At 53.0% G+C, this 12780-nt stretch carries 13 protein-coding genes; 11 read left to right on the top strand and 2 right to left on the bottom strand.

The window, feature by feature from the left end; translation table 11 throughout:
- Window positions 1–42: 42 nt before the first annotated feature.
- Complete coding sequence (locus QEN32_RS05800) at window positions 43–942, top strand: LysR family transcriptional regulator (protein WP_001521114.1); 900 nt, start codon at window positions 43–45, stop codon at window positions 940–942.
- A gap of 17 nt (window positions 943–959) precedes the next feature.
- Here the strand turns inward: QEN32_RS05800 and srmB are convergent, their stop codons facing one another.
- On the bottom strand, window positions 960–2294 hold the full coding sequence (srmB, locus tag QEN32_RS05805) for an ATP-dependent RNA helicase SrmB (protein WP_000219174.1): 1335 nt from the start codon (window positions 2292–2294) through the stop codon (window positions 960–962).
- A gap of 129 nt (window positions 2295–2423) precedes the next feature.
- On the opposite strand from srmB, the gene trmN reads away from it, so the two are divergent.
- Complete coding sequence (gene trmN / locus QEN32_RS05810; protein WP_000083343.1) at window positions 2424–3161, top strand: tRNA(1)(Val) (adenine(37)-N(6))-methyltransferase TrmN; 738 nt, start codon at window positions 2424–2426, stop codon at window positions 3159–3161.
- Here trmN and nadB read toward each other — a convergent pair.
- Window positions 3146–4768: an L-aspartate oxidase gene (gene nadB, locus QEN32_RS05815; RefSeq protein ID WP_000989181.1), complete on the bottom strand. Its 1623-nt coding sequence runs from the start codon at window positions 4766–4768 to the stop codon at window positions 3146–3148. The two genes, trmN and nadB, sit on opposite strands and share 16 nt — an antisense overlap.
- A gap of 263 nt (window positions 4769–5031) precedes the next feature.
- Here nadB and rseD point away from each other — a divergent pair, with 263 nt between their 5' ends.
- From rseD to era, 9 genes are all read left to right on the top strand, one after another.
- The gene (rseD, locus tag QEN32_RS05820) at window positions 5032–5196 is read left to right on the top strand and encodes a rpoE leader peptide RseD (protein WP_014344135.1); all 165 of its coding nucleotides are present in this window, start codon (window positions 5032–5034) and stop codon (window positions 5194–5196) included.
- Window positions 5193–5768, top strand: coding sequence for an RNA polymerase sigma factor RpoE (gene rpoE, locus QEN32_RS05825; protein WP_000003307.1), 576 nt, complete (start codon window positions 5193–5195; stop codon window positions 5766–5768). Before rseD ends, rpoE begins: the two co-directional genes overlap by 4 nt.
- 31 nt (window positions 5769–5799) lie before the next feature.
- Window positions 5800–6450 carry an anti-sigma-E factor RseA gene (gene rseA, locus QEN32_RS05830; RefSeq protein WP_020839156.1) on the top strand — a complete coding sequence of 217 codons (651 nt, stop codon included), beginning with the start codon at window positions 5800–5802 and terminating at the stop codon, window positions 6448–6450.
- A complete protein-coding gene (rseB, locus tag QEN32_RS05835; RefSeq protein WP_265322229.1) occupies window positions 6450–7406 on the top strand; it encodes a sigma-E factor regulatory protein RseB in 957 nt (318 codons plus the stop codon). The genes rseA and rseB overlap by 1 nt, the downstream gene beginning before the upstream one ends.
- On the top strand, window positions 7403–7882 hold the full coding sequence (gene rseC, locus QEN32_RS05840) for a SoxR-reducing system protein RseC (protein WP_000589049.1): 480 nt from the start codon (window positions 7403–7405) through the stop codon (window positions 7880–7882). The genes rseB and rseC overlap by 4 nt, the downstream gene beginning before the upstream one ends.
- Window positions 7883–8133: 251 nt before the next feature.
- Window positions 8134–9933, top strand: coding sequence for a translation elongation factor 4 (lepA, locus tag QEN32_RS05845; protein ID WP_000790154.1), 1800 nt, complete (start codon window positions 8134–8136; stop codon window positions 9931–9933).
- Between the two features lie 16 nt (window positions 9934–9949).
- Window positions 9950–10924, top strand: coding sequence for a signal peptidase I (gene lepB, locus QEN32_RS05850; protein WP_000002559.1), 975 nt, complete (start codon window positions 9950–9952; stop codon window positions 10922–10924).
- Window positions 10925–11197: 273 nt separating this feature from the next.
- Window positions 11198–11878 carry a ribonuclease III gene (rnc, locus tag QEN32_RS05855; protein ID WP_001068341.1) on the top strand — a complete coding sequence of 227 codons (681 nt, stop codon included), beginning with the start codon at window positions 11198–11200 and terminating at the stop codon, window positions 11876–11878.
- Complete coding sequence (gene era, locus QEN32_RS05860) at window positions 11875–12780, top strand: GTPase Era (RefSeq protein ID WP_000102230.1); 906 nt, start codon at window positions 11875–11877, stop codon at window positions 12778–12780. Before rnc ends, era begins: the two co-directional genes overlap by 4 nt.

Raw genomic sequence — 12780 nt, forward strand, 5'->3', positions numbered from 1 at the left:
TTTTTTAATTCTGAATTCGAGATTTTCGATAGGTTGGTGGTTATGGATCTGCGTCGGTTTATTACGCTGAAAACGGTAGTGGAAGAGGGCTCGTTTCTGCGGGCTTCGCAAAAGCTGTGCTGCACTCAGTCGACAGTAACTTTTCATATTCAACAGCTTGAACGTGAGTTTTCCCTGCAACTGTTCGAGAAAATAGGGCGCCGAATGTGCCTGACCAATGAGGGGAAAAAGCTGATGCCGCATATCCATGAACTGACGCGTGTGATGGAGTCGATTCGTGAAGCCGCAAGACAGGATGCGGAACCCGGCGGAGAGCTGCGCGTGGCGACAGGTGAAACCTTACTGGCGTACAAAATGCCGCAGGTTTTACAACGTTTTAAGCTGCGAGCGCCGAATGTCAGATTGTCGCTACAATCGCTGAATTGCTATGTGATACGTGATGCGTTGCTGAATGACGAGGTCGATCTAGGCGTTTTTTATCGCGTAGGTAATGATGACGCGCTCACGATGCAGCAACTGGGGGAGCAGTCGCTGGCGCTGGTGGCCTCTCCACTGCTACAGGATGCTGATTTTACGCAGCCAGATCAGCATATCCCCTGCAGCTTCATCATCAATGAACCGCAATGTGTCTTCCGCCAGCTGTTTGAAAGTACGCTACGGCAGAGGCGGATTACGCTGGAAAACACCATTGAACTGTGGAGTATTGAGAGCATTAAACAGTGTGTGGCTGCTAACCTGGGCATCAGCTTTTTACCACGTTTTGCCGTTGAACGAGAACTTAGTACCGGTCAGTTGAAAGAGCTGCCGTTTGGCGCGCCGTCGCTATCGATCATGGCGCTGTGCGCCCATCATGCCGGGAAAGCGGTCAGCCCGGCAATGCAGATATTTATGCAGTGTATGGAGGCGTGTTTTACCGTGGAAGATAAAAAAATGCCGGGTTAACGAACCCGGCATTATCATCACTCTTCGCTGGATTGCTCCTGCATTTTCGTACCGCTTGGCTTGCGGCGCTTACCGATATTTTTTGTATCGCGGTGACGTTTCTTCACGCGCGGCTTCTCTTTTTCTTTCTCTTTTTTCTTCTCGGCGCGTTTCGCCAGCACTTTTTTCGACGGTTTGCCGGTCAGCTTTTCGCTGGGCGCACGCGTGGTCGGGCGAAGCTCATCAATGACGCGCGCTTTTAGCGGCTCTTCGATGTAGCGACCGATTTTCAGCAGCAACAGATGGTCGTGGGCTTCTACCAGCGAGATTGCAGTGCCTTTGCGGCCCGCACGGCCTGTACGACCAATGCGATGCAGATAGGTATCGCCACTGCGCGGCATGTCGAAGTTAATAACGTGGCTGACGTCAGGAATATCAATCCCGCGTGCCGCGACGTCGGTCGCGACCAGCACGTTAACGCGACCGTCGGTGAGACGCTTAATACCTTCGTTACGTTTGATCTGCGCCATCTCACCTTCAAGATAGCAATTGTTGATCCCTGCCAGACGCAGCGTTTCAGCCAGTTCATGGACGCGTTCACGTTTACGTACAAACACGATAGAACGGGTTGCATCGTCTTGTTTTAGCAGATGCTTCAACAGCGCAACTTTATGTTCGAAATTGTCGGCACGGTAGTACCACTGGTGAATTTTCTTACGCTCGCGGGTTGACGGATTGGCGGAAACCTCAACCGGGTCTTCCAGCAGGCGCTCGGCAAAATCTTTAATCGCATCGCCTTCCAGCGTGGCGGAGAACAGCATCGTCTGTTTACGCCAGCGGGTCTCACCGGCGATATGTTCAATGTCCTGAGCGAAGCCCATGTCGAGCATCCGGTCAGCTTCGTCAAGGATCAGTGTTTCAACCGCCCGGCAGTCAAAGTTCTCTTCTTTTATATATTGCAGCAGACGGCCCGTCGTGGCGACCACGATATCCTGGTTTTCGCTAAACACTTCAGCATGGTTCATATAGGCCACGCCGCCGGTAATCGTGGCGATATCCAGATGAGTATGCTTAGCCAGTTCACGAGCGTGATCGGCAACCTGCATTGCCAGTTCGCGGGTTGGCGTCAGGATCAGAATACGCGGCGGCCCCGATTTTTTACGCGGAAAGTCGAGCAGGTGCTGCAACGCCGGCAGCAGATATGCCGCCGTTTTACCGGTGCCTGTCGGCGCAGAACCGAGTACATCACGGCCATCGAGCGCAGGCGGAATGGCGGCAGCCTGAATGGCGGTCGGGCGAGTGAAACCTTTATCCTGGAGGGCATCCAGCAGGCTTTCGTCGAGTTCAAGTTCGGAAAAAGTCGTTACAGTCATGTTCTACCTCTGTGTGGGGCGCTGATTATAGACGTTACGGCCGCAATCTTCATCTGTTTGTATGGATATCCCTTCTCAGGTATTGTTTTCACCCGGCGCTGTCGCCGTTTTTTGCAAGGTTGTTTTTACATGTCTCAGTCTGGCTCCGTTCTTCGTCGTAACGGATTTACGTTTAAACAGTTTTTTGTCGCACACGATCGGTGTGCGATGAAAGTGGGAACTGACGGTATTTTACTCGGGGCGTGGGCGCCGGTCGCGGATGTAAAGCGAATTCTGGATATCGGTACTGGAAGCGGTCTGCTGGCGTTAATGCTGGCGCAGCGGACGGATGACAATGTGCCTATTGACGCCGTGGAACTGGATGCCGGGGCTGCCATGCAAGCGCAGGAAAACGTGGCTCACTCTCCCTGGCCGCATCGAATAACGGTGCATACTGACGATATTCAGCGTTGGGCGCCTCGCCAGACGGTACGCTTTGATCTTATTATCAGCAACCCGCCTTATTACGAACCCGGAGTGGAATGCGCCACGCCGCAGCGGGAGCAGGCGCGTTACACCGCTACGCTGGATCACCAGACGTTATTGGCTATTGCGGCGGATTGTATTACCGAAGATGGCTTTTTTTGCGTAGTCTTGCCGGAACAAATAGGTAACGCTTTTACGCAGCAAGCGCTCAACATGGGATGGCATTTGCGGCTACGTACTGACGTTGCGGAAAACGAAGCGCGCTTGCCGCACCGGGTTTTGCTCGCATTCTCCCCGCAAGCCGGGGAGTGCTTTAGCGACAGATTAGTAATTCGCGGGTCAGACCAGCATTATTCTGAAAGTTATACGGCGCTGACCCAGGCATTTTATCTGTTTATGTGAGGCGTTAACGGCGAAAGGATCGATGGGCCTGATTCAGCCAGTTGTTGCGGATAATCCAGCGTAAAGTGCAGCCCCCGGCTCTCTTTACGCATCATCGCGCAACGCACAATCAGTTCGGCCACTTGCACCAGATTGCGCAGCTCCAGTAAATTATTCGAGACGCGAAAGTTGGCGTAATATTCGTCAATCTCTTGTTGCAACATAGTAATACGCCGTAGGGCGCGCTCCAGCCGTTTCGTCGTGCGCACAATGCCCACATAGTCCCACATCAGCAGGCGCAGTTCGTGCCAGTTATGCTGAATCACCACCCGCTCATCGGCGTTCTCCACGCGGCTTTCATCCCAGGCGGGAAGGGCGTCAACGCTGTGGACAGAAGGCATTCGCCTGTCGATATCCATTGCTGCGGACCAGCCGTACACTAAGCATTCCAGCAACGAGTTGGACGCCATACGGTTAGCGCCGTGCAGGCCGGTGTAACTGACTTCGCCAATGGCATATAAGCCGTCTACATCGGTACGACCATAATCATCGACGACCACGCCGCCGCAGGTATAGTGCGCGGCAGGAACAATGGGAATCGGTTCTTTGGTTAAATCCATCCCCAAATCGAGCAGTTTCGCATAGATCATCGGGAAGTGCTGGCGGACAAAATCGTCAGGCTTGTGGCTGATATCGAGAAACATACAGTCTGCGCCGAGTCGTTTCATCTCATGGTCAATGGCGCGGGCGACAATATCGCGCGGCGCCAGTTCCCCGCGTTCGTCAACGTCCGGCATAAACCGTGAACCGTCCGGACGTTTAAGGTATGCGCCTTCGCCGCGCAGCGCTTCGGTAAGGAGAAAATTACGCGCCTGCGGGTGATAAAGGGCGGTGGGATGAAACTGGTTAAATTCCAGATTAGCGACCCGACAGCCCGCGCGCCAGGCCATCGCGATACCGTCGCCGGAGGAAATATCCGGGTTAGTGGTATATTGATACACCTTTGAGGCGCCGCCGGTCGCCAGCACCACCGACTTCGCATGACAGGTTTCAACCCATTCTTTATTGCGATTCCAGATCCAGGCGCCGACGACCCGGCGAGGCCCCGGCAGACCCATTTTATCGGAGATAATTAAATCAACGGCGTTGCTGCGCTCCAGCACCTGAATATTAGGATGATTTTGCGCCCGACTGACCAATGTGGTTTCGACTTCCTTTCCGGTAGCGTCGGCGGCATGAAGGATACGGCGATGACTATGGCCGCCTTCACGCGTGAGATGATAGCTCTCCTTGCCGTTTGGCTGGACATGCGTATCAAACAGCACGCCCTGATCGATAAGCCACTGCACGCAGGTACGGGCGTTGCTGGCGACAAACTCCACCGCGTGGCGATCACAAATTCCGGCGCCGGCAATCAGCGTATCTTCGACATGCGACGCAATACTGTCGGTTTCATCAAACACGGCGGCAATACCGCCCTGCGCATAAAACGTGGAGCCCTCGCTCACCGGCCCTTTACTCAGGACGATAACCTTATGTTTTTCAGCCAGACGCAGCGCCAGCGAGAGTCCGGCCGCGCCGCTGCCGATAATTAACACATCACAGGACAGTTCAGGAGTTGTCATCATGGTTCTTGTTTAATTTACTAAACATGGTTGCGGCAGATTAGCACTATATGGCGCTAAAAAGCACGTAATGATTTCGCTGGTGTTGTGCTTATTAAACATAAAATAAAAATACGGCGAGAGATAAACGGCAAAAAATATTTTATAGGGCAGGGTGTTAGCGTCGGATTTTGTAGTGAAATAAAGATGCTGTTAGGTTACTCTGCAAACGACGAAATGGGCATTTCTGTACAGATAGTGCGTTGTTCAGCATCTGTAGACTTATAATGGAAGATAAGACCTGTCTACAACATGACAAACAAAAACAAATGCGTAACGGAACTTTACGAAACATAGACACTCTAACCTGTTGCTTGCTCATAGTGCGGCTTATGGAGTGGCGTTTCGAAAGCGCGTGGAAATTTGGTTTGGGGAGACATTACCTCGGATGAGCGAGCAGTTAACGGACCAGGTCCTGGTTGAACGGGTCCAGAAGGGAGATCAGAAAGCCTTTAACTTACTGGTAGTGCGCTACCAGCATAAAGTGGCGAGTCTGGTTTCCCGCTATGTGCCATCGGGCGACGTTCCCGATGTCGTACAGGAATCATTTATTAAGGCCTATCGCGCGCTGGATTCTTTCCGGGGGGATAGCGCTTTTTATACCTGGTTGTATCGTATTGCGGTCAATACCGCGAAGAACTACCTGGTTGCGCAGGGGCGTCGTCCGCCTTCCAGTGATGTAGACGCGATTGAAGCAGAAAACTTTGAAAGCGGCGGCGCGCTGAAAGAAATTTCGAACCCTGAGAACTTAATGTTGTCAGAAGAACTGAGACAGATAGTTTTCCGAACTATTGAGTCCCTCCCGGAAGATTTACGTATGGCAATCACCTTACGGGAGCTGGATGGCCTGAGCTATGAAGAGATAGCGGCTATCATGGATTGCCCGGTGGGGACGGTGCGTTCACGTATCTTCCGGGCGCGGGAAGCTATTGATAATAAAGTTCAACCGCTTATCAGGCGTTGACGATAGCGGGATACTGGAAAAGGTATTAGGCATGCAGAAAGAAAAACTTTCCGCTTTGATGGATGGCGAAACGTTGGATAGTGAGCTGCTCAAAGCGCTTACGCACGACCCGGAAATGCAGAAAACCTGGGAGAGTTATCACCTGATCCGCGATTCAATGCGGGGGGATACGCCTGACGTTCTCCATTTCGATATATCCGCTCGCGTGATGGCCGCTATTGAAAACGAGCCAGTACGTCAGGTGACGCCATTAATCCCTGAGGCCCAACCCGCTCCGCAGCAATGGCAGAAAATGCCGTTCTGGAAAAAAGTGCGTCCGTGGGCGGCGCAGCTTACCCAAATGGGCGTGGCGGCGTGCGTTTCACTTGCAGTTATCGTCGGTGTCCAGCACTATAATGGGCAATCTGAAACATCCCAACAACCTGAAACGCCGGTTTTCAATACCCTGCCTATGATGGGGAAAGCCAGCCCGGTAAGTCTGGGAGTGCCTTCTGAAGCAGCGCCTGTCGGCAGTCAGCAACAGCAGGTACAGGAGCAGCGTCGTCGCATTAATGCCATGTTGCAGGACTATGAACTGCAGCGCCGACTGCACTCCGAACAGCTTCAGTTTGAGCAGGCGCAAACCCAGCAAGCCGCGGTACAGGTGCCAGGAATCCAAACTTTAGGAACGCAATCGCAGTAATGAAGCAACTTTGGTTTGCCATGTCCCTTGTGGCGGCTAGCCTGTTCTTCTCAGCAAACGCCTCGGCCGACCCTGCGTCCGGGGCGTTATTGCAGCAGATGAACATCGCCAGTCAGTCACTGAATTACGAGCTGTCATTCGTCAGCATCACGAAACAAGGCGTTGAATCTCTGCGTTATCGACACGCACGCCTGGATAGTCGCCCGCTTGCGCAATTGCTACAGTTGGACGGTCCCCGCCGGGAGGTCGTACAGCGTGGTAATGAAATCAGTTATTTTGAACCGGGCCTTGAGCCGTTCACCCTGAACGGTGATTATATTGTCGATTCCCTGCCTTCCCTGATTTACACCGATTTCAAGCGTCTGGCGCCTTACTACGACTTTATTTCCGTCGGACGCACCCGTATCGCAGACAGATTGTGCGAAGTTATCCGCGTTGTGGCGCGCGATGGTACGCGTTACAGCTATATTGTCTGGATGGACATGGACACCAAACTACCGATGCGCGTTGATCTGCTGGATCGCGATGGCGAGACGCTGGAGCAGTTCCGCGTTATTGCGTTCACGGTGAGTCAGGATATCGGCAGCAACATGCAGGCGCTGGCGAAGGCGAATCTGCCGCCGCTGCTTTCTGTTCCCGGTGGCGAAAAAACGAAATTTAACTGGAGTCCATCCTGGGTGCCGCAAGGCTTTGGCGAAGTTTCCAGCAGCCGTCGTCCGTTGCCGACGATGGATAACCTGCCTATCGAATCGCGGCTTTATTCTGACGGTCTGTTTAGCTTTTCCGTCAATGTGAACCGGGCGACGCAAAACAGCAGCGATCAGATGCTGCGCACCGGGCGCCGAACGGTTTATAGCAGCATTCGCGACAACGCGGAAATCACCATTGTCGGCGAGCTTCCGCCGCAAACGGCGAAGCGCATTGCCGACAGTATCAAATTCAGGGCAGTACAATGATTAAAGAGTGGGCAACCGTTATCTCCTGGCAGAATGGTCAGGCGGTGGTGAGCTGCGACGTTAAAGCGTCATGCAGCAGCTGCGCCTCCCGTGCGGGATGCGGCAGTCGCGTGCTGAATAAATTAGGGCCGCAAACCACCCATACCATTGTTGTGCCAAGCGCGGAGCCGCTGGCGCCGGGGCAGAAAGTCGAGTTGGGCATCGCCGAAAAAAGCCTTTTAGGTTCGGCGTTGCTGGTCTATATGTCGCCTTTAGCGGGGCTATTTCTTTGTGCGGCGCTTTTTCAGATGCTGTTTGGATCTGACCTTGCCGCATTAAGCGGGGCCGTGCTGGGCGGCGTGGGCGGTTTTCTGGTTGCCCGCGGCTATTCCCGAAAACTGGCGGAGCGCGACGCCTGGCAGCCGGTGATTTTAAACGTTGCCCTCCCGCCGGACCTTGTTCGCGTCGAAACTACCTCAATCGAAACGCGCCAGTAAACGTTTTGCCCAACGGTACACCTGCCGCGTTGGGTTGTTGTCCCGATAAGCATGCGCTTTTCCTGCGTTGCGGTGTTTTACAGGAAAAAAGCGAGGCGTTTTCCAGTTCCCGCTCTCCGTACACTATGAACATTTCCTCGCCTTAGCGTTGTAGTGTAGAATGCGGCGTTTCAGTTAAAACAGACGTTAAGCTCAGAACAGCGACCTCTAAAGTCTGGTCAACCAGGCGTAAGGCATAATAATTTATCTCTATGAAGAACATACGTAACTTTTCGATCATTGCTCACATTGACCACGGTAAATCGACGCTGTCTGACCGTATTATCCAAATCTGCGGTGGCCTGTCTGACCGTGAAATGGAAGCTCAGGTACTTGATTCGATGGATCTTGAGCGTGAGCGCGGTATTACTATTAAAGCCCAGAGTGTGACGCTGGATTTTAAAGCGTCTGATGGTGAAACTTATCAACTGAACTTTATCGACACGCCGGGACACGTTGACTTTTCCTATGAAGTTTCCCGTTCGTTAGCCGCCTGCGAGGGCGCGCTGCTGGTGGTGGATGCCGGCCAGGGCGTAGAAGCGCAAACGTTGGCGAACTGCTACACCGCGATGGAAATGGATCTTGAAGTGGTGCCGGTGCTTAACAAGATTGACCTGCCGGCCGCCGATCCGGAGCGTGTGGCGGAAGAAATCGAAGACATTGTCGGTATCGATGCGACGGACGCGGTACGCTGCTCCGCCAAAACGGGTGTCGGCGTGACGGATGTTCTGGAACGCCTGGTGCGCGATATCCCGCCGCCGCAAGGCGATCCGGACGGCCCGCTGCAGGCGCTGATTATTGACTCCTGGTTCGATAACTACCTGGGCGTGGTATCGCTGGTGCGTATTAAAAACGGCACCATGCGTAAAGGCGACAAAATTAAAGTGATGAGCACCGGGCAGACCTACAACGCTGACCGCCTGGGGATCTTCACGCCAAAACAGGTTGATCGTACCGAGCTGAAGTGCGGCGAAGTAGGCTGGCTGGTCTGCGCCATTAAAGATATCCTCGGCGCGCCGGTTGGCGATACCTTAACCTCAGCGCGTAACCCAGCGGAAAAAGCGTTGCCGGGCTTTAAGAAGGTGAAACCGCAGGTCTATGCAGGTCTGTTCCCGGTCAGCTCCGACGATTATGAAAGTTTCCGCGACGCGCTCGGCAAGCTGAGCCTGAACGATGCCTCACTGTTTTATGAACCGGAAAGCTCCTCGGCGCTGGGCTTTGGTTTCCGCTGCGGCTTCCTCGGCCTGTTGCACATGGAGATCATTCAGGAGCGTCTGGAACGCGAATACGATCTGGATCTGATCACCACTGCGCCGACCGTGGTTTATGAAGTAGAAACAACGGCGAAAGAGACTATCTATGTTGATAGCCCCTCCAAGCTGCCGCCGTTGAATAACATTTATGAACTGCGCGAGCCTATCGCCGAATGTCATATGCTGTTACCACAAGCCTATTTAGGTAACGTTATTACGCTGTGTATTGAGAAACGCGGCGTACAAACTAACATGGTGTATCACGGTAACCAGGTCGCGTTGACCTATGAAATCCCGATGGCGGAAGTGGTGCTCGACTTCTTTGACCGTCTGAAATCAACGTCGCGCGGCTATGCGTCTCTGGATTATAACTTCAAGCGCTTCCAGGCTTCCGATATGGTGCGTGTTGATGTGTTAATCAACAACGAACGTGTCGATGCGCTGGCGCTGATCACGCACCGTGATAACTCGCAAAGCCGTGGTCGCGAGCTGGTGGAGAAGATGAAAGATTTGATCCCACGTCAGCAGTTTGATATCGCGATTCAGGCGGCGATTGGTACGCATATTATTGCCCGTTCGACGGTAAAACAGTTACGTAAAAACGTGCTGGCGAAGTGCTACGGCGGCGATATCAGTCGTAAGAAAAAACTGCTGCAGAAACAGAAAGAAGGTAAGAAACGCATGAAGCAGATCGGTAACGTCGAGCTGCCTCAGGAGGCGTTCCTCGCCATTCTGCATGTCGGTAAAGACAATAAATAATCCCTAAGGAGTTGGCATGGCGAACATGTTTGCCCTGATTCTGGTGATAGCCACACTGGTGACGGGCATTTTATGGTGCGTTGATAAGTTTGTTTTCGCGCCAAAACGTCGGGCGCGCCAGGCTGCCGCGCAAACGGCGTCGGGAGATGCGCTGGATAACGCTACGCTCAATAAAGTGGCGCCTAAGCCGGGCTGGCTGGAGACCGGGGCGTCGGTTTTCCCGGTTCTGGCGATCGTTCTGATCGTTCGTTCATTTCTTTATGAACCCTTTCAGATCCCGTCAGGCTCAATGATGCCGACACTGCTTATCGGCGATTTTATTCTGGTGGAAAAATTTGCCTACGGCATTAAAGATCCGATCTACCAGAAAACCCTGATTGAAACCGGTCATCCAAAGCGCGGGGATATTGTGGTATTTAAATATCCGGAAGATCCTAAGTTAGATTACATCAAACGCGCAGTCGGTTTGCCGGGCGATAAAATCACTTATGATCCGGTTGCGAAAGAGGTGACGATTCAGCCTGGCTGTAGCTCCGGTCAGGCGTGCGAAAATGCGCTGCCGGTTACCTACTCTAACGTTGAGCCGAGCGATTTTGTACAGACCTTTGCCCGCCGTAACGGCGGAGAAGCGACCAGCGGTTTCTTTGAGGTTCCGCTAAACGAGACAAAAGAAAACGGCATTCGCCTGACCGAACGTAAAGAGACGTTAGGCGATGTGACCCACCGCATCCTGATGGTGCCGATAGCTCAGGATCAGTTGGGCATGTATTACCAACAGCCAGGACAACCGCTGGCGACCTGGGTTGTACCGCCGGGGCAATATTTCATGATGGGCGACAACCGCGATAACAGCGCGGATAGCCGTTACTGGGGATTTGTTCCGGAAGCGAATCTGGTCGGTAAAGCGGTCGCTATCTGGATGAGCTTTGACAAGCAGGAAGGGGAGTGGCCGACAGGCGTACGCCTGAGTCGTATCGGCGGTATTCACTAACTGTGACGAAATGATCGTTCACGCTGCCGTCTTTTTAGCGGCAGCGTGAATTATTTCCTGGATAAATTCCCTCAGACTAACGACATCCCCTGTCGTTGTGTATAGAATATTCCCCCGAAGTTTTAGGTTGGCGCCGTTTGGTCGCCACGGCACACGAAACAGCGTTGGTTATAGACAACCTTCTTTCCGCTGCAGCGATGCGGCAGGACAGATGACGTGTATCAGGTCTGTTTCGTGTGCTGGATTGTTGACGCATTCATTTATTGGTATCGCATGAACCCCATCGTAATTAATCGGCTTCAACGGAAGCTGGGCTACACTTTTAATCATCAGGAGCTGTTGCAGCAGGCATTAACTCACCGCAGCGCCAGCAGTAAACATAACGAACGCCTGGAGTTTTTAGGCGATTCAATCCTGAGCTTCGTTATCGCTAACGCGCTTTATCACCGTTTTCCACGGGTGGATGAGGGAGATATGAGCCGTATGCGCGCCACGTTGGTACGTGGTAATACGCTGGCGGAATTAGCCCGTGAATTTGATTTAGGCGAGTGCCTGCGTTTAGGGCCGGGCGAATTAAAAAGCGGCGGATTTCGTCGGGAGTCCATTCTGGCGGACACCGTGGAAGCGTTAATCGGCGGAGTATTTCTCGATAGCAATATCCAGACCGTCGAGCAGTTAATCCTTAACTGGTATAAAACCCGTCTGGATGAGATAAGTCCGGGCGATAAACAAAAAGATCCTAAAACGCGCTTGCAGGAGTATTTGCAGGGTCGCCATCTGCCGCTGCCATCTTACCTGGTTGTGCAGGTGCGCGGCGAGGCGCACGATCAGGAATTTACTATCCACTGCCAGGTCAGCGGCCTGAGCGAACCGGTGGTTGGCACGGGTTCCAGCCGTCGTAAGGCGGAGCAGGCTGCCGCCGAACAGGCGCTGAAAAAACTGGAGTTGGAATGAGCACCGACAAAACTTACTGCGGATTTATTGCCATCGTCGGACGTCCGAACGTTGGCAAATCCACCTTGCTGAACAAACTGCTCGGGCAGAAGATTTCGATCACTTCCCGTAAAGCGCAGACCACGCGCCACCGCATTGTCGGTATTCATACCGAAGGCCCGTATCAGGCAATCTATGTCGATACCCCGGGACTGCATATGGAAGAAAAGCGCGCCATTAACCGTTTGATGAATAAGGCGGCGAGCAGTTCGATTGGCGACGTTGAGCTGGTGATTTTCGTTGTGGAAGGCACCCGTTGGACGCCGGACGACGAAATGGTCCTGAACAAACTGCGCGATGGCAAAGCGCCGGTTATTCTCGCCGTTAACAAGGTGGATAACGTGCAGGAAAAAGCTGATTTGCTGCCGCACCTCCAGTTCCTGGCAAGCCAGATGAACTTTCTTGATATCGTACCCATCTCTGCTGAAACGGGTATGAACGTCGATACCATTGCCGGTATCGTGCGTAAACATTTACCGGAAGCTATTCACCACTTCCCGGAAGATTACATCACCGATCGCTCTCAGCGCTTTATGGCGTCTGAAATCATCCGTGAAAAGCTGATGCGTTTTCTCGGCGCCGAGCTGCCGTATTCCGTTACCGTTGAGATTGAACGTTTTGTTACCAACGAACGCGGCGGCTATGATATCAACGGGCTGATCCTCGTCGAGCGCGAAGGGCAGAAGAAGATGGTGATTGGCAACAAAGGCGCCAAAATCAAAACCATTGGTATTGAAGCGCGTAAAGACATGCAGGAGATGTTCGAAGCGCCGGTACACCTGGAATTGTGGGTGAAAGTGAAATCCGGCTGGGCCGATGACGAACGCGCTCTGCGCAGTCTCGGTTACGTAGACGATCTGTGA

Origin of the sequence: Salmonella sp. SA14318, assembly GCF_029866905.1 — a bacterium.
Taxonomy (GTDB): Bacteria; Pseudomonadota; Gammaproteobacteria; order Enterobacterales; family Enterobacteriaceae; genus Salmonella; species Salmonella enterica.